A 17,052-nucleotide genomic window follows, 5' to 3' on the forward strand; every position below is an offset into this window, starting at 1 on the left:
TAAAAAAAGCCAAAGAGATCCAATACCTTTGGGCTGTCATAGTCATCCTATAGTCTATAAATGTATTTTTTTGCGAAAAATAATGAAAGCCGTTGAAATTTTAATCGTCGTAAAATTTCAACGGCTTTTTCATCTTAGAGGCGAGTTTTTTCCCAGCCTCTTCATAGCTATATGGATTTGTGCTGCCCAACTCTATGCCTAAACCCATTTACAAGTGGCACGACAATGATGCCGGCGATCACGATCTGCATGATGTTACCTGGGATAGAACCGAATGGCTGGATCCAGTTGCCATAAAGGATGACTTCTGTAAAATAGTAGCCGACCACTTTAATAATCAGAGCAACAGCAACTGCCAGTGAATGAACGAATGCCTTTTTTCCGGGCATCTTTTCAGCAATAAGACCTGCTACAAACCCCATTGCCCCAACGATAACAAATGTAAACGGCGCCCATAGTGCCCACCCCGAAACAATATCAAACAGAGCCATTCCGAAGGCACCAGCAACCGCACCTGATTTTTTGCCAAAAACAAACGCGGCAATCAAAAGCGGTACGTTGCCCAAATGGATGAGGCCCCCGTTTCCCATCAGCGGAAGCCGGATGTTGATAAACATGGTGGCCAAAAACGTTAAAGTAATTAATAGTGCATTGAGAACCAGCATTTTCGTTTTGTTTTGTTCTGATAACATGTAAATCCCCCTGTTAGTGTTCAATTAATAAAAAAGAATCTCCTCTTCTTTCATGATTACTAGTATAATAAAATCTGACAATATAAAAAGTGTCACTTTTTGAAAAAATAACGTGGTCAGAGAGGAGCGGGCCCGTATGGATATGCTTATGTTTGAATTGAGTAAAAACACAACAAAACCCTTGTATGAACAGCTTTATACTGGTATCAAGTCAGCTATTATGAGCAAACAAATTGAAGTGGGTACCAAACTGCCCTCCAAAAAAAAATTGGCCGATTTTTTAAATATCAGTCAAACAACCATTGAAGTGGCCTATGCCCAGCTGATGGCAGAGGGCTTTATTGTGTCAAAACCGCGGATTGGTTTTTATGTAGAGGATATCGATGAATTACCTTTTATCGAAACAGAACAGGCAGAGTGGCCAGTAGAGGACACCGATGAAAAAACGTTCCGATTCGACTTTCACCCGGGAAAAATTGATACGGATTCCTTCCCTTTTTCACTGTGGAGAAGATATGCAAAAGATTTATATGATCGACCATCAAAGAACTTATTACAGAGTGGAGAACCTCAAGGGGAATACACGTTACGGACTGAAATAGCCAAATACCTTTATCAATCACGGGGGATTGTGTGTAAACCAGAGCAAATTGTGATTGGTTCGGGAACGGAACAACTCCTTCCGATGATTTTAAGGCTGCTTGAAAATGATTCAAGATTCGCCCTCGAAAATCCCGGCTATTCGGCGATACCAAGAAATCAGCTACAAAACATTGCAATCCCGATTCCGGTTGATGAAGATGGATTGATAGTGGATGAACTTGAAAAGACAAATGCGAATGTGGTTTACATTACGCCCTCCCATCAATTTCCGACCGGTGCGGTACTTTCCGCAACAAGAAGGACACAGCTATTGCATTGGGCAGCAAAAGCAGAGAATCGCTACATCATTGAAGACGATTATGACAGTGAATTCCGTTACACTGGAAAACCCATTCCCGCACTGCAAGGGATGGACCAAAACAATAAGGTCATTTATATGAGTACGTTTTCCAAGTCATTAATGCCGTCATTACGAGTGGCTTATTTTGTTTTGCCTTCTACCTTACTGAAAAAATATAAAGAAACATTCAGTAATTATTCAGCGACTGTCCCGAGATTCGACCAGCATATCGTTGCCAGCTTCATGAGAGACGGTAATTTTTCTAAACACTTAAACCGGATGCGGAAAATATACCGTAAAAAGCTTGATAAACTGACCCATATCTTTAAAACGTATTATCCTGAAGTCATCATTACTGGAGATCAGGCCGGGATGCACATTTTAATTTCCATTCCTTCGCCAATTAGTGAAGATCAGTTAATTAAAGTTGCGGCAGAAAGCTCGATCGCCATTTATCCTTTATCCGCTTACCTGTTAAAGCCAATCGAATATAAGTATCCAACCTTTCTGTTAGGGTTTGGCGGTATCCCCTTAGAAAAAATCGAGGAAGGCATTCATCAATTAATGCAATGTTGGGGAATAGCACAATAGTTGGAAATCCATAAAAAAATACCGGAGTTGGTCTCCAGTATAAATGATTTCAGTAAGATTCTAATGTCAAACCCCCAGTTCGTTAATACTTTAATGCTTGGGGGGCTGGAACCATTTTTCGAACGAACAATCATGCGCATTCATCAGCCGTATCAGAATTGCTGAGGAATGCGAAACTCTTTTGCTTCACCGTTCACTGCCTTTCTTCAGTCAATTTTGTAAGAAAAAGAATCCATTAAAAAACGACTTTGTTACTCGTACAAAGACGTTTTTCTACTAACGTATAACTAACCTTGATATCCTTCAGTATAAATTTGGAAAGTTACACCGAATTTATCTTTTATGACCCCGTAAGCAGGACTAAAACCTAATTCTGATAGTGGCATCTCAACTTCTCCGCCATCCTGTAAGGCATCAAAAATTTGGCGAGCTTTGTCTGCATTGTCAAACGTGACACAAATGGTCACCAGATTCCCTTCTTGAGCTGGTTGACCAGGGAATGTATCTGAAAGCATAATCACTGATTCCCCAACCCTTATCGCAGCATGTGAAACAAGGTCTTTTGCATCCTCAGGAAAAGGAAAATCTGGGGTAGTAGGCATTTCACCATATGTAATTATTCCTGAATTCTCTGTATGAAATACCTTTTCGTAAAAACCAATTGCTTCTCTTGCAGTTCCGTTCAACTGTAAATAAGGAATAAATTGCATTTTCTTCTGCTCCTATGATTTTTTTTGGGAGTAAGTCCCCACAATATATATTACCAACACAACATGTATCGTCCTAAAATTCTGGTTATTTTAATTATTTCGTGCGGGCATGACCTTGATATTCTTGTTTCACATCTTTCCTATGAACAATGTAATAAATGAACACTGCTTTTTCTTAGAATGGCAGTACATCTATTTAATTTGGAAAAGTTAAAAATAGACAAGGAAAGTATCAAAACTAGCCTATTATCAGCTCTAGATGTTTTGGAATCTCTATTAGTTCTTCTTTAGCTATAGCCACCCGTTAGTTCAATAAACTTATTTTATAAATTTGTTTATTAATTGCTCTGTTGTCAGTATTGTGGCAAATTCATTGTGCAATGTAGCTAGAGATATATTATGTATAGTTGCTGGATTGTAATAGGTATCATTGTGGTCCTTCATACCAAAGGCTGCTGTTGCATCTGAAATCAGATAAGTAGCAAAACCTAAATTACCACTCATTCTTGTAGTTGTTGAAACACAATGAGGTGTTGTCAAACCAGTTATAACAACTGTTGTTATTCCATTTTCCTTTAAGTAGTCTTCTAAATTAGTGCCAATAAAGCTACTATTTACTTTCTTTGTTATAATTAGCTCTTCATCAGTAGGTTCAACCATTTCTTTTATAGCAAACCCCTCATTCTTCGGATAAAATACAGAACTAGGATTATCGGAAGTGTGTTGTATGTGTATGACTAACCATCCTTTTTCTCTCCATAGCTGTAGTATCTTTCTAATGTTTTCTTCTGCATTTGGGTTATTTCGCTCCCCCCATTTTTCATCATAAAAGCTTTCTGTACATCAATAATTATTAAAGCTTCATTCTTTTCCAGCATATGATTTCCCCCTAAGTTGAATCTTCCATTGGTATCTCAACTATAGAAAAAGTGCAGCTGTATGGAAAGGAACAATTCCCGTTTATTTAACTGGACAGTTTACTTTTTTTCATCCAGCCAAATGTCAGCTAGCTTCTGAACCACTTCTCTCATCTTTTCAATCGGTACACCACTAAATCCAAATTGCAGGACTGGATACCGGTGGGCGGGATTTTTCCAAAAGCCCTTTGTTGGATATACCCTTACCTTAACCCTTTCTGCTTCAGCAACTAATTGCTCCTCCGTTTTAGCCACCTTGATTTCTGCTAAAAGGTGGATGCCCGCATCCTTTGAAAAAATATGAACACGGTCTTGAAAGTACTCCTCGAAACAACACTTGAATGCCTCCAATTTCAAGGCGTTTTTTTTGCGCATTCTACGAAGCTGATTTCCAAAGAAACCAGCTTTCATAAACTCCGCAATCGTTAATTGCATTAGTTTTGATACCGGCTGTTCATATAGGCCCTTATACTGATACATCGTTTGCATCAGTCTTTTTGGGAAAACCATGTAACTGATTTTTGCAAACGGGCTTAGTGTAGAGGAGAGTGTCCCCATATAGATAACATGATTTCTACCCTCATCGAAGGTCTTGATAGATGGGATAATTTCATTCAGATTTCGGAATTCAGACTCAAAATCATCCTCAATGATATAGCTGCCTGTTTCTTTTGCCCAGTTCAGTAAGTCAAGACGGTTCTCCAATGACATAATAACCGTTTCCGTCCCTCTATGAGAGGTATGCACATAAATTGCTTGCGGTTTATAGCTATGTAAACCTTCCCAGTCAATTTCTTCAGATAGAATAAGAGATGGTGCCTGAAACAGTGTCCCAAAAATATGCCGAGCTTTATTGTAGGTCGGCTCTTCAACAGCCACCCTTTCTATGCCCTCCAGTTTAAAAATCGATGCGAGGAAAAACAGGATTTGCTGGATTCCTCCCCCAATCATTATTTCATCCACATCGCATTTTACCCCTCTGCTGGTTTCCACATAAATTTTTATTTGCTCCCTTAAAGGCGCCTCTCCGAACACATTCGATAAACTTAAGAGTGTATTTTCATTTTGGTCTAAGGTCTTCTGAAAGCTCTGTTTCCAATCAGAATAAGGAAGATCTTCCGATTCTATATTGCCGTAATAAAAGTCTATTACCTCTTCTTTATCCCCCTCAGATTGGAAAGTCGTCATTTGCTGGTGCTTGGATTCTGTAAACATCATCTCATCCTGAAAATCTATCATATATCCGGACTGAGGTTTACTGCTGATTAAACCTTCAGCCAGCAATAATTCGTAGGCATGAAGAATTGTATTTTTCCCGACCCCTAAATCAATGGCCATTTTTCGGACCGAGGGCAGCTTTTGCCCGTTTTGAAGATCTCCGGTAAGGATTCGATTTCTGATTTCCTTGTATACCTGCTCGAATAATGGCTGAATTGAATTTCGGTCAAGATTTATGAAAAACTCAAGCATAAAGTTCCCTCTTTTAATGATGTATTCTGACAGGCAGTCGTTTTTATAATGCTTTTTTCCTACTCTTTATACGTTCTATAAGTAATACCTAATTCCCTTTTTCCTTACCGGAAATAAAGTCCTGGATGCCCATAGTACGGAAAGAGCCGGCCGACCAAATGATAGAAGACTAATTTCATCTTAGCTATAGTAAAAAAGTGGGGAGTTGATTAGATGTTTTTTCTGGGACTGATAGGCAGTTTCCCATAATACGACAATATTGTTAAATTTCTTATACATGGAAACCCTCCACATTGTACCCATGATAAATATAATAACTGTCACTATTATTGATCATGCAAAGTTGCTAAACTCATTCTATAAACAAATTAGAAAGGGGTACCAATACAATGGCATTAGAAATGCGAAAAAAATGTGAAAGCTGTAATGATTCAATTGATGACAATTCACTCGCTTTTATATGTGTTTATGAATGTACTTTTTGCGCTCCATGCACGGAAGAAATGAATCATATTTGTCCAAATTGCGGAGGAGAACTTGTAATAAGACCTAGAAAGCCACAAAATATTTGTCCCCTTTAAAGGTTTTTAAACAGGGATTATCCCTGTTTTTTTATTGCACAATTTCTATCTATCTGTTAGGAATTCTGAGTTTGATAACGGTATTCTTTGTTCATGGACCTATCGACATCGACATGAGTAAAAAAAGAAAATTAAGTTGATAAATGTTGTTTAGAAAGGACATCCTGCAGCATGGCAATATGGGATGTCCTTTTTTATAAAAAAAAGGGTTATTCGCCACGGTTTCGACCACGGATTCATGCTGAAAAAAAAAACTTCATAGCCCCACTCTCGTTTCCTGGTCAAGAGAAACGAACTGCTCCACCTCCATTTTCCTTTGCTTGACTTGATAGACTAGATCCCCCTTCGTTTTGTTCGCGGAATTGGAATAGCAACTTGTGAATCATCATGTTAGTCATGTTCGTTCCACTACTTGGTGTTCCGTTTTAACATTCCCGAATGTCTTAAGATTTCCCGGCCAAATTTCCGGTAAAATGAAATATCGAATGGGTGCAAGAAGTGATACGATTTGATTTTTGTCTTTCACCTGTTTTAAGGCATCCGTAATGAGGGCTTTGACATGGCCGGTTCGTCTGTACTCAGGAAAAGTAGCCACCCTTCGATTCGACCCATGTGCGATACATCTTCCTTCATAAAAACCGCGGACGGAATGATATGCAACTTGGCAGCCAAACGGTCTTTATCCCAAATTCCTAAAACTTTAATGTTTTTCATTGCTTCTTTTCTAACCGGTATGCCGCTTCGCTTCCTGAACCTTATATTGAAACGCATACATGGAAAGATTCAATGATTCTACGTATTCCTTTTCCGTGAGTACCCTAACTTGCATTAAGACCACCCCATTGTCAACTCCAACTCAACTATTCTATGTGTCTAATAATCCAACAAAATAGAATAACGTATTCAATTTTATACCAATTAACAAATGACGGAGTCCGCAGTACAACCAAGAAACTTCTTTAAGGAATTGGCGAAAAATAGCAAAAAGACGATTAAAGATTGATAATCGCCTTTTTGCTTATTTATTTTCTATAAAAATTGCTCATCTTCTATCGTTGAGAAAAAATGACTTAGGATTTTTGCTTTATTTTTAACATCGGTATGTATACACTCAAAAGCTTCAGTTAAGGCCTCTTGAATTAGATTCTTTGACAATATCTTTAAATCAGCCGAAGGTAAGAAATAGAGGTACATTGGAAATCCACCATTGTTTGTTGGGAATTCATAATTAATATGTAGCCTTCTGGCACTCAATCTCTCATAAAAGTTGATTCTTCTTAATTGATTTTCTTTATCTTGGCCTTCTACAGGTATTTCGACCTCAAAAAATACACCAAGCTCATCTTGCTTATAATTAGCAATTTTATTCATAAGAATCTTTCCATAGCCTTTATTCCGATACTTATGAATAATTGCCATATAGTCGAGCCAAATCGCATTATTTTGTATAAACTCATAAATAAAAGCATATCCGACTTTCTCATGATTCGTTCTATCTATTGCCAACAGTAATTTATAATCTCCGCTTTTTAAAAGGGATTCAAGTTGCTCGAAATTTTTAAGTTCTTCTACAGCAAAGTCTTTAATAAAATGTTGATACACAAACCCTAATTCTACTAACCCACCATTCACTATCTCGATATCAGTCAATTTTCACTTTTTCCTCCTTCCGAACTGGACCTCCATCCAAACTGTTAATAAATTTTTTAAAATCCTCTTTAAAATTGGCTTTATTGGGTTCATGATCAAACCAAGCCCTATGCAGATTATACTCTTCTTTTATAATTGGTTCCCAAGTTTTCCAAAATAAATCTGTTTTCTTTCTAAAAAGAAAATTAATCCGAGATTCATCGTCTCTAATATGTTTGTCATAAATGGTTTCCATCAAGTTATAAACCATAAAAGCATAAATAGAATATTTTTTTTGAAACTCTCCATCAATATTAATATAATTTGCAGTTTTATTATAGACACGCAAGGCTATACTTTTCCACAGCATGTTTTAGGCATTCCTCATTATTGCTCAAAGTGACCTCATCAGCAATCGGCTTTACCAAATTTCGGGCATTGCCCATTGCAACCCCTAAACCTGCGTATTCTAACATATCCATATCATTAAAATTATCTCCAATGATAGCGACACACTCGCAATTTTTGTTGGGAACACTTGATGCTAAGATTTATAATCTGGACGCCCCCCTTTTGAGAACGTATAAATGGACTGAACTTGAAAATGTGTAATTTTTCTATGATTTTATTAAAAAGCGGAGGAATGAATTTGAATGACCAATACAAATATATCTACAAAAGGGTAATAAAATAGGAGGACAAACAAAGGCAAGGTGTTAGGCACTACTTGCGTATGTTTGTCCTCCTTATTTTATAAGAGACATCTAGTCGTTTATTTCTCGCATACTTTTAAAAAGAATCTCCTCTTCACTTTATCTCCAAGGGCTTATGGCCGTTCTAGCACGGCTTTGCGTTCTCGTTCAGATTAGATAGTTCTCAGATTCCTTCGTATAATGTTTCACTCGGTCAAGCTGACCATTCTTTAGTTTGGTTGCCCATTCAGGATCAGCCAGCACTGCACGACCGACTGCGACAAAGTCATATTCACCTGCTTTAATTTTTTCATCAATCAAAGCTAAATTGTCTACAATTGTTCGGTCAGCATGATCTTGATTACTCAGGTATGCACGGTTAATACCGACAGAACCGACGGCAATCGTTGGCTTTTTCGTAATCCGTTTCGTCCAGCCGGCTAGATTTAAGGATGGATCTTCATCTTTAAATTCAGGTTCCCAAATTCTTCTGGTTGAGCAGTGGAAAATATCGACGCCCGCTTCCACCAAAGGTGTAAGGAATTGTTCAAGCTCCTTCGAGCTATTCGCTAATTTCGCTTCATAATCTGTTCCTTTCCATTGTGAAAATCGAAGAACAATCGGAAAGTCTGGGCCCACTTGCTTCCGGCAAGCACGGACAATATCTGCCGCAAATTTGGTTCGCTCCCCTATATCCCCGCCATACTCATCATCACGCTTGTTCGTTCGTTCCCAAAAGAATTGATCAATTAAATAGCCATGCGCCCCATGCAGCTCAATTCCATCAAAACCGATGCGCTTTGCGTTTGCGGCCGCCTCAGCGTATCGATCAATCATATCAAGGACTTCCTGTTTCGTTAACGCCTTTATTTTCTCATTACTTTTGCCCTTTAAAGTGAATCCAGACGGACTCACAGGTGGTTCCTCCATATTGGGTTCAGTGCCTGCTTTTTTAGCCGCACCTACATGCCATAATTGTGGAATAATTTTGCCACCTGCTTCATGGACTTCTTTCACAACATGTGCCCAGCCATTTAAGGCATCCTCACCATAAAAACGGGGTATATCGGAGCTTTGTACGGCTGCCGGGTGGTTAATCGCTGTCCCTTCTGTGATGATGAGCCCAATCCCATTCTCTGCACGTCTTCGGTAATACTGAGCCACATTTTCCCCAGGGACTCCTCCTGGCGAAAAAATTCTTGTCATGGGTGCCATCACTAATCGACTTGCTAACATCTCTTTTCCAAACGGTACTGATTGAAACAAAGTATGACCAACGTACGTTTGATCCAAGGCGAGCACTTCCTTCCACTAGTTCGTTTTCTCAAGAATACCTTTATTTTACAGGTTTAATAGAGAAATAGAAATCGATAAGTCCTGCTTTGTCAGGCACCGATTTAAATCAATTTATGAATGAATAACCATTCACCTTAGTTTTACTAGAATTAATAATTTCTTTAACAGCCGGCAAATGCATATGCCAGTAATCTTCAAAGAGAATAAAATGGTGTTTCCATAGGTGAATCCTACTTTAATAGTTTCCAAATCACTTATTAAAAACCATCATGAACGTTTAAGAGAGGCTTTTAATTAAAATTTCTTCAATCTGTTTTGTATCGATAGGATGAAAAAGATGCGCTGAATTGTTGAGTAAAATGCACTCCGCTTTTTCTTTTTTTGAAACACTTGTTAAAAATTCTTCTAGTAACTCAAAATGGACATGAAAATCTTTAGTACCATGAATAAAAGTGGTTGGAACTTTTATTTCTTTGACTTCTTCCTTTACATTTATATTTGGTATATTTTTAATAAATTCATCTGAGTAGACTAATTTAAATCCTTTGTAAAAAGTATTTACTAAATCTTTAAATGAGTAATCTTTTGAAAAAAACATATCTAATGTAATTTTGAAAAGACCAGGGTGTTTAATTTTTTCATCAGAATAAATCATCGTATTATACTTCATTTGATATTTTCTAAGTACGCCCCATTGTTTATAACTATCTGTATAGGGCGGTTCTCCAACTTCTTCTAATTCCTTTAAGGCTTTTTTATCATTTCTTTTTATCGCTTCTTTCTTTATCTGTTCATAAGAAAGTTTATCATTTTCTGTCCAATTGATAATTTGAGACAAGCCAGTATAGGAATAGAATTTATTGGGATATCGATTCACTAGATATATACCAATTAAAGTTCCAAACGAATGAGCTGCTAAATGCACCTTTTCCACTTTAAATTCACTTTTTAAATAATCTACCATTTCGTTTGCGTCTTGTAAAAATTGTTCAAAGCTCATTGTATTTTGAGGAATATCTTCGTGGTATGATTTACCTGTACCTCTTTGGTCCCAAAAAACAACGGTATAATGTTTCACAAGTTCCTTAATATTTGAAACGACGGTGTAATCTTTTCCTCTAGAAGATACACCTGGTAAGGGCATAGAGGGACCTCCGTGAATAAATAACATAACAGGATTTGAACTATCATAAGATTGAATTAAAATAGTTTGATTAATTTCACCAATAACAATGCTTTTAACAATATCTATACCTTCTTTTGGAATAATAAAATCTCTTTTACTGAACATAGGCGACCTCCGTTGACTTAATTATATTATTTAATTCCGCATAAAGGAATATATTACCTTTATATTTGCTGCGTTTAAGCATGAAATGCGGAATTATCAATGATAAAAAAATCAACATAGTCCTTTAACAGAGCCTATAATGAAATAACAACCCCTTCTGCCATGGTACAAAAGGGGCTGTTGCCGATTCATCATCCAAAGTAGTATTGCTTTGCTGGGTGGAGCACCTTGCCCATGCAGGTTGCTGTTAGGTCCTAGAGCCAGATCTCTCTGCCACTTTTGATACTACTCTATTAATTCAATTAGACTACCATTTTATGACTATAACCTTTTTTCATTAGAGAACACGAGAAACTGTCCTCTCCTTACTACTTTTGATAAATTCGTCAAACAACTTGTTCATGGCTGGGCTATGACTTGCCATCGATTCAGGATGCCATTGAACGCCTACGGTAAACGTGGTTGGGTGAATAGATTCCACCGCTTCGACGATGCCATCAGATGACTGTGCAACCACTCTTAGGTCCGAAGCCACATGACCGATGGCTTGATGGTGGATGCTATTCACTCTTATGCGCTCTGAGCCGAACAGTTGAAATAATAGGCTATCTTTGGAAATCGTTACCCAATGGGTCTCCTGACTGCGTTTCACCTTCTGGGTGTGTTGGATACAGTCTTTCACTTGACTAGGAATATCTTGAATAAGCGATCCGCCCAGTGCCACATTTAATACTTGGATACCTCTGCAAATGGCAAGAAGGGGAATATGGTGTTCAATTGCATACTTTGCGATAGCAATCTCAACCAGGTCCCGTTCCAAAATCACCTGTCCTAACTGGGGATGGGGATCTTCTTGGAAAAATTGAGGATCGACATCCTCACCTCCACTCAGAATAATCCCATCACATAAGGACAGCGTTTCTAACGCCAGCTCAGGAGTAATATAAGGAAGAATAATCGGCACACCGCCATTGGCAGCTACTGCTTTATGATAGTCTTGGTGCACGTATATCCCTTCCATAAAGAAATTGTGGTTCACATAGGCACCGGTAATGCCGATAACTGGTTTTTTCATTTGTTGAATCCCCCTATGGTTCTCTTATTCTAGTACTATAAATCATGCCTGAGCATCCCTCAACCTTTTTGTCAGCAAAAATAGTACATTAATTACTCTTCACGGCTTCCATAGCACCTGCTGTGATGAGGGTATACCTTCCCCATAGGGCCAAGCAAAGGTCCATGTTACTGCCAACTAACCATTCAAGATTTCGTCACCAGGCTGAAGAACCTCCACGCCCTCAATTTCAACGGTTTCAGGATACTTGATGCCTGCACCGGTATTTAGGCACACCACCTGTTCATGCTCTTGAATCCAGCCTTGTTCACGTAAAATCCTGGCTGCTGCGAATGTAGCAGCTCCCTCTGGGCAAATGAAGTTGCCTTCAAGAGAAGCTACCTGTTTTTGCGCCTGTAATAAATCTTCTTCTGAAATCGCAATCGCACAACCTTCTGTTGCATAAAGGCTTTCCAGTACTAAGAAATCCCCTAATGCTTTCGGGACGTTAATCCCGAAGGCAGATGTCGTAGAGTTCTCGAAAAACTTGGATTCCTTTTCTCCTTTTTTCCAGGCTTCTACAATCGGGGCACAGCCTTCCGCCTGCACAGCTACCAAGCGAGGAAGCTTCCCTTCATCAATCCAGCCTAACTGCTGCATTTCAAGCAATGCCTTATAGATGCCAATGATGCCGACACCGCCGCCGGTTGGGTATAAAATCACATCCGGGACCTTCCAGCCAAATTGTTCAACAATCTCGTAGCCCATCGTCTTTTTCCCTTCAATCCGGTACGGCTCCTTCAGGGTTGAGGCGTCGTATACACCGTGATTTTGCACGAGGCTCGCTACGACTTTTCCGGCATCACTGATCAAACCGTTAATTAAATGCAAGTCTCCCCCTGCAATATAGACTTCTTTCCGAGTGATTTTCGGAGCATCAATCGGCATCACAATGGTGGCCTTGATGTTGGCCTTTGCCGCATATAGCGCCCAAGCCGCTCCGGCATTCCCGTTTGTCGGCATAGCTAATTGCTTTACCCCTAGCTCCTTCGCTTTGGAAATTCCAACACTTGCTCCTCGTGTTTTAAAGGAGCCCGTAGGAATGATTCCTTCGTCCTTTATATATAAATGCTGAATTCCATACTCTGCTCCTAGTGATGGAAGCTTCTCCAACGGGGTCATACCTTCGCCTAATGTAACAACATTTTCCGCATTATGTACAGGCAGTAATTCATGATAGCGCCATAAGCTATTGGTCCGATTCAAAAGCTCCTTCCGAGAAACGTTGGCTTTTACTTCTTCCAGACTGTAGCGGACCAATAATGGGGAGCCGCATTCACACAATTGCTGTACCTTTTGTTCCTCATAGGTCTTGCCGCATTTTGGGCACTCTAGATGAGAGATGTAGCTATACTTTGTCATTTTCTTTCCCCCTGTAAAATGTAATTAAGCTCTATCAAAAATATAGAAACTTTAAAAGTATATTGTGTTCCCATTCAGCCAAAATTTAATAAAACTAGCAACATCTCCATATTATTCCTATTTTTCCGATTATTCAACTATGATTTAACGCATGCATCGAAGAATGGTTTATATTTGGTTAAAGCAGGATAAACCAGCCTCTTAATAATAATGGAGACTGGTTTTGAGGAATAGAAGTCTACCACTTTCTGGGGGATGAAAGGACTACTGGAACCCCTTGTGATCTCAATCAGTGACTGGTAACGCCTTCATGGTGAAGGAAATTCTTTTATTAGGTGGCGTTAGTACACTTTCTCTATTCCTCGTGGAACAATGCTATGAAACAAAAATATTCGAGGCGTGACTGGCTAGTGCAAAAGATTAAAAATCGATTCTTATTTTATAGTGCATTATTCAGGATTAATCTAAATGCCTGTTTTCTTCGTTATAGTTTTAAAACTGACTTTTGGCTGAACTTGCCGTCTTCTATGATTAATGCATTGAGTTGTCCGCCGAATGCACATCCTCCATCGATACCGATTACACGATTTGTGCCAAAATAAACGCTGTTCCGCTTATGAATTCTTCTAGTTGGAGTATGTCCAAAAATTACGGTCTCGGGGTGATTATATTCATAAATGAATTCTTCTCGAATATTCAAAAATTCTACCTTAGTTGTTTTTTCCAACCCTTTTTTCGGATGGATTCCTGCATGAACAAAAATGAAATTGGAATCCCTTTGAAATAATGGTCGAGATTGCAAAAAATTTATTTGATCTCTAAAATTTTCCTGAATGATCTTTCTGACTTCCTGCTCTTTTTGTTGATTATTTAGAAGTTGTGAGTATTCAACTCTCTCTATCCCAAGTCTTTGTAAGCAGCTATTAATGGTAGCGATTCCGCCAATGTTTCCGTAATAAAAGATGATTTCCTTGTCCTCAAGCCATTGTAAGAATAAGTGATCATGGTTGCCCATTAGAGCCGTTGCTCCTTGACTACACCATTCTCTTACTCGATCCAAAACATCCAAACTATTAGGTCCTGTGTCCACATAGTCTCCCAAAAAAATAACTTCTTCCGGTTTTGCTTGTGTTTTATGTAATAGTATATCAAGCTCGGCCAAACAGCCATGAATATCAGAGATAACAATTTGTCTCAATTTTTCACCCTCCAAAATGCTAGAATCACTTTAGGGACTTCCCTGTACTGCACCCCAAAAGTTAGAGTAAACTGCGGCTTTTGGGTTGTTTTTTATGGGCAAATATAGTGATGAATTTAAACATAAGGTGGTAAAAGAATATCTTGAAGGAAAACTTGGATATAGAGCCACTGCCAAGATACATGGGATTAAGGTGTATTCAAACATTGACAGTTGGGAGAAAGTTTACGGGAAGTTCGGGCAGGAAGGGTTAACAACTAAGAAGCATCCTGTAAGCTATCCTGTTCAATTGAAGATGGATGAAGTTCTTCAGAAATGGTGCAGCCCTTCACTTTGGGCTAACCCACCCTACGATTTCCGTGTCTTTAAAGGCAGGATGAGCCTTTAGAATTTGAGCAAGTCTAGATCGAAAACCTGGTTTCAATTCGTCACTAGCATCTCCTAACACTGCGTTATAAGTTGGTAGATTGTTTCGTTACTCTCGATTTTTATTATAGTGCCAATTTTCAAGTCATTTTTCAATCAAGAGTGAAAGTTACGAACAATAATATTTTTTAAACTTATTTTACATTCGGATTGAAATCAAATAAACCATCCGGTTTACTTAGCATATGGTTAATCATTTGCTGACATCACAGAAATTCAATCAACTATTATTGGTTTTATAACTACCAGAATACTATATTTAATGAACACGATTTGTAAGCAGTCTTAAACAAATATTACTTTTTTATTAAGCCAACATCTCTGTTTTTTCTATTTTTAACTTCATCCATTTTTGAATAGAAACTTTCCTCTAAATCAATATCAAAATAGTTGGCGATCTTAGTGATATAGGCCAAGCAGTCTGCAAATTCTTTACCTAAATCCTCTCTTATGGAAGCCTTAGCTATTTCAAATGCTTTATCCTCTTCCATACCTTCATTTTTAAAAGTGTTGGTCATATTGAAAGCTTTACGGAGCTCCTCAGCAACTTCAGCAACCTCAGTCGTTAGTAGCATGTAATTATTTAATAAAGATGATTTTGCTTTCTCATAATTGTCAGTTTTTATTTGCCAATTCATTTCCTTTTGATATTGCTTAGAAAACTCTTGTAGTTTTTTCATTTTTTGCACCCCATTTTTTTACGTCTACAATTATGATACTAGTAATTCTACATGATTAAAATAATAAAAAATACCCCACCAAATTGTGACGAGTTTATACCTTATAATATGTTTGGCTTTTTCCAATCACTATGATATTTCCAGCTGCTTCATGTAAGCTTTTAGATCTTCTACAAAAACAAACTCCTTTGAATAGGCTAGTATAATTTCCGCGTTTCTTACGTGGTTTATATTGTTTTGCGAGTCGGAAGCAAACCTTAATTTGTCACGAGTATTATTCAACAAATTAAAATGACATGGTCAACAAATTGCCTACTTGACTTGAGTATAATAAATCGTTGCATGTAAATAGCGGTTATCCTACTTTCCTCGCTCTGCTTTATTGGCTCGCTTATAAGCGTAACCCTTGTTCTCTATTTCAAGATTTGAAAAAACAATTTTTTCATAAAGTCCTTCACGTCACATAAGATGCCAGCAAAGACATTGATTTGCTAGCATTTAATTTGCAGTTGTTACTTTAGACCATTTTTATTGGGCTGTGTTCGTTCCAATACGATAGCAGCTACTATTGGCAAATGATCTGATGCTAAAGTGTTTATTACTTCTTTTTGTTCAATTGATATGTCTCCTGAGGTAAAAATATAATCGATACGTTCGGAAGGATACGAAGCCGAATAGGTATAGGCTTCAGGACTATCGGCAAATACATCTTGGAAATGTTTATACATCGACTGAATTTCACTGCTTACTGGTCCGCATTGAAATCACCCATAATTACTTTTGGTCCTTCTGATTGTCCTGCGATATCAATAATTTCTTGCGTCTGGATGTGACGTTCTGCCGTTGTTAAGGCCAAATGTGTATTAAAAAAGTGAAGTTGATTTCCTTTTACATTAATCGTCGCTTCAAGGAGGCCTCGCTGTTCCGTTTTTCCAATCTTAGTTAAGGAATGATTTTCGGAATGCAAGATTGGATACTTACTTAAAATTGCTGTCCCATACTGACGGCGAGATTCACCTTCATTTAATGGAGCCTTGTCCAAATTGGCTGCATAAACATAAAACATTCCCATTCGCTCAGCCAGCCACTTTGCCTGATCTTGAAAATCGCTGCGTTCAGACCAGTGGTTGTCTACTTCCTGGAGTCCGATGACATCAGCCCCTTCATCCTCGATGGTCTTGGCAATTCGTTTCAAATCTAGTACTCCGTCAACGCCTTCAGCGTGGTGAATGTTATAGGACATTATTTTAATATTAACCGATCCCCTTTTGGCAAACTCTATTGTAATCTTCGAGGCTATTGATTGCATCCCTGTTAAAGAAATTATACTGTTTCCGCCATGAAAAAGTGGATTCCCAGCCCTTCAAATCCCAACGTCACGTTCTTACTTCACGCCAATATCACGTAGGTTAAATCCTTCCAGAAGCCACACCAATTATGTGTTAACATAATATTATGAA

17 protein-coding genes and 1 pseudogene are annotated in these 17,052 nt (G+C 38.3%); 3 read left to right on the plus strand and 15 right to left on the minus strand.

Annotation, left to right across the window (positions count from 1 at the left end):
• Positions 1-167: 167 nt before the first annotated feature.
• Entirely contained in the window at positions 168-692 is a 525-nt protein-coding gene (locus BN2425_RS10665) for an ECF transporter S component (protein WP_042458801.1), read from the minus strand.
• A gap of 136 nt (positions 693-828) precedes the next feature.
• Here BN2425_RS10665 and pdxR (BN2425_RS10670) point away from each other — a divergent pair, with 136 nt between their 5' ends.
• Positions 829-2,226 carry a MocR-like pyridoxine biosynthesis transcription factor PdxR gene (gene pdxR, locus BN2425_RS10670; protein WP_195891924.1) on the plus strand — a complete coding sequence of 466 codons (1,398 nt, stop codon included), beginning with the start codon at positions 829-831 and terminating at the stop codon, positions 2,224-2,226.
• Positions 2,227-2,513: 287 nt separating this feature from the next.
• On the opposite strand, the gene BN2425_RS10675 is transcribed toward pdxR (BN2425_RS10670), so the two are convergent.
• The 3 genes and pseudogenes from BN2425_RS10675 to pdxR (BN2425_RS10685) all read right to left on the minus strand — a co-directional run bounded on the left by BN2425_RS10675 (position 2,514) and on the right by pdxR (BN2425_RS10685) (position 5,323).
• Positions 2,514-2,936: a VOC family protein gene (locus BN2425_RS10675; RefSeq protein ID WP_042458805.1), complete on the minus strand. Its 423-nt coding sequence runs from the start codon at positions 2,934-2,936 to the stop codon at positions 2,514-2,516.
• Positions 2,937-3,254: 318 nt separating this feature from the next.
• A pseudogene (locus BN2425_RS10680) lies at positions 3,255-3,811 on the minus strand (cysteine hydrolase family protein).
• Between the two features lie 102 nt (positions 3,812-3,913).
• The gene (pdxR, locus tag BN2425_RS10685) at positions 3,914-5,323 is read right to left on the minus strand and encodes a MocR-like pyridoxine biosynthesis transcription factor PdxR (RefSeq protein WP_042458807.1); all 1,410 of its coding nucleotides are present in this window, start codon (positions 5,321-5,323) and stop codon (positions 3,914-3,916) included.
• Positions 5,324-5,712: 389 nt separating this feature from the next.
• Between pdxR (BN2425_RS10685) and BN2425_RS10690 the strand changes: the two genes are divergently transcribed.
• Entirely contained in the window at positions 5,713-5,904 is a 192-nt protein-coding gene (locus BN2425_RS10690; protein ID WP_074433046.1) for a DUF1272 domain-containing protein, read from the plus strand.
• A gap of 394 nt (positions 5,905-6,298) precedes the next feature.
• Here BN2425_RS10690 and BN2425_RS10695 read toward each other — a convergent pair whose 3' ends face one another.
• From BN2425_RS10695 to BN2425_RS10735, 9 genes are all read right to left on the minus strand, one after another.
• Positions 6,299-6,499: a GNAT family N-acetyltransferase gene (locus BN2425_RS10695; RefSeq protein WP_052352827.1), complete on the minus strand. Its 201-nt coding sequence runs from the start codon at positions 6,497-6,499 to the stop codon at positions 6,299-6,301.
• Positions 6,500-6,933: 434 nt separating this feature from the next.
• On the minus strand, positions 6,934-7,554 hold the full coding sequence (locus BN2425_RS10700) for a GNAT family N-acetyltransferase (RefSeq protein ID WP_042458810.1): 621 nt from the start codon (positions 7,552-7,554) through the stop codon (positions 6,934-6,936).
• On the minus strand, positions 7,547-7,903 hold the full coding sequence (locus tag BN2425_RS10705) for a hypothetical protein (protein WP_042458811.1): 357 nt from the start codon (positions 7,901-7,903) through the stop codon (positions 7,547-7,549). Before BN2425_RS10705 ends, BN2425_RS10700 begins: the two co-directional genes overlap by 8 nt.
• On the minus strand, positions 7,869-8,015 hold the full coding sequence (locus BN2425_RS10710; RefSeq protein ID WP_081798044.1) for an HAD hydrolase family protein: 147 nt from the start codon (positions 8,013-8,015) through the stop codon (positions 7,869-7,871). Before BN2425_RS10710 ends, BN2425_RS10705 begins: the two co-directional genes overlap by 35 nt.
• Before the next feature lie 378 nt (positions 8,016-8,393).
• Positions 8,394-9,518: an NADH:flavin oxidoreductase gene (locus BN2425_RS10715; protein WP_042458813.1), complete on the minus strand. Its 1,125-nt coding sequence runs from the start codon at positions 9,516-9,518 to the stop codon at positions 8,394-8,396.
• A gap of 280 nt (positions 9,519-9,798) precedes the next feature.
• Complete coding sequence (locus BN2425_RS10720) at positions 9,799-10,812, minus strand: alpha/beta hydrolase (RefSeq protein ID WP_042458815.1); 1,014 nt, start codon at positions 10,810-10,812, stop codon at positions 9,799-9,801.
• A 337-nt stretch (positions 10,813-11,149) separates the two neighbouring features.
• Positions 11,150-11,887: a gamma-glutamyl-gamma-aminobutyrate hydrolase family protein gene (locus BN2425_RS10725; RefSeq protein WP_042458818.1), complete on the minus strand. Its 738-nt coding sequence runs from the start codon at positions 11,885-11,887 to the stop codon at positions 11,150-11,152.
• A 177-nt stretch (positions 11,888-12,064) separates the two neighbouring features.
• On the minus strand, positions 12,065-13,288 hold the full coding sequence (locus BN2425_RS10730) for a threonine synthase (RefSeq protein WP_042458820.1): 1,224 nt from the start codon (positions 13,286-13,288) through the stop codon (positions 12,065-12,067).
• Between the two features lie 484 nt (positions 13,289-13,772).
• Entirely contained in the window at positions 13,773-14,486 is a 714-nt protein-coding gene (locus tag BN2425_RS10735; RefSeq protein ID WP_042458822.1) for a metallophosphoesterase, read from the minus strand.
• A gap of 94 nt (positions 14,487-14,580) precedes the next feature.
• On the opposite strand from BN2425_RS10735, the gene BN2425_RS10740 reads away from it, so the two are divergent.
• Positions 14,581-14,874 (plus strand): helix-turn-helix domain-containing protein, encoded by a 294-nt coding sequence (locus BN2425_RS10740; protein WP_052352828.1) that lies wholly within the window; start codon positions 14,581-14,583, stop codon positions 14,872-14,874.
• Positions 14,875-15,208: 334 nt separating this feature from the next.
• Here BN2425_RS10740 and BN2425_RS10745 read toward each other — a convergent pair whose 3' ends face one another.
• Positions 15,209-15,592, minus strand: coding sequence for a MazG nucleotide pyrophosphohydrolase domain-containing protein (locus tag BN2425_RS10745; protein ID WP_042458825.1), 384 nt, complete (start codon positions 15,590-15,592; stop codon positions 15,209-15,211).
• Positions 15,593-16,337: 745 nt separating this feature from the next.
• On the minus strand, positions 16,338-16,787 hold the full coding sequence (locus tag BN2425_RS23040; RefSeq protein ID WP_235714609.1) for an endonuclease/exonuclease/phosphatase family protein: 450 nt from the start codon (positions 16,785-16,787) through the stop codon (positions 16,338-16,340).
• Between the last annotated feature and the right edge of the window lie 265 nt (positions 16,788-17,052).

The sequence above is a fragment of the Neobacillus dielmonensis genome (assembly GCF_000612665.1).
In the GTDB taxonomy this organism is placed as follows: Bacteria; Bacillota; Bacilli; order Bacillales; family Cytobacillaceae; genus Neobacillus; species Neobacillus dielmonensis.

What these genes read in the sequence shown, in the direction of transcription:
- BN2425_RS10665 (WP_042458801.1), bottom strand. Translation starts at nt 692, where the DNA reads ATGTTATCAGAACAAAACAAAACGAAAATGCTGGTTCTCAATGCACTA.
- pdxR (WP_195891924.1), top strand. Translation starts at nt 829, where the DNA reads ATGGATATGCTTATGTTTGAATTGAGTAAAAACACAACAAAACCCTTG.
- BN2425_RS10675 (WP_042458805.1), bottom strand. Translation starts at nt 2,936, where the DNA reads ATGCAATTTATTCCTTATTTACAGTTGAACGGAACTGCAAGAGAAGCA.
- pdxR (WP_042458807.1), bottom strand. Translation starts at nt 5,323, where the DNA reads ATGCTTGAGTTTTTCATAAATCTTGACCGAAATTCAATTCAGCCATTA.
- BN2425_RS10690 (WP_074433046.1), top strand. Translation starts at nt 5,713, where the DNA reads ATGGCATTAGAAATGCGAAAAAAATGTGAAAGCTGTAATGATTCAATT.
- BN2425_RS10705 (WP_042458811.1), bottom strand. Translation starts at nt 7,903, where the DNA reads ATGCTGTGGAAAAGTATAGCCTTGCGTGTCTATAATAAAACTGCAAAT.
- BN2425_RS10710 (WP_081798044.1), bottom strand. Translation starts at nt 8,015, where the DNA reads ATGGATATGTTAGAATACGCAGGTTTAGGGGTTGCAATGGGCAATGCC.
- BN2425_RS10720 (WP_042458815.1), bottom strand. Translation starts at nt 10,812, where the DNA reads ATGTTCAGTAAAAGAGATTTTATTATTCCAAAAGAAGGTATAGATATT.
- BN2425_RS10725 (WP_042458818.1), bottom strand. Translation starts at nt 11,887, where the DNA reads ATGAAAAAACCAGTTATCGGCATTACCGGTGCCTATGTGAACCACAAT.
- BN2425_RS10730 (WP_042458820.1), bottom strand. Translation starts at nt 13,288, where the DNA reads ATGACAAAGTATAGCTACATCTCTCATCTAGAGTGCCCAAAATGCGGC.
- BN2425_RS10740 (WP_052352828.1), top strand. Translation starts at nt 14,581, where the DNA reads ATGGGCAAATATAGTGATGAATTTAAACATAAGGTGGTAAAAGAATAT.
- BN2425_RS10745 (WP_042458825.1), bottom strand. Translation starts at nt 15,592, where the DNA reads ATGAAAAAACTACAAGAGTTTTCTAAGCAATATCAAAAGGAAATGAAT.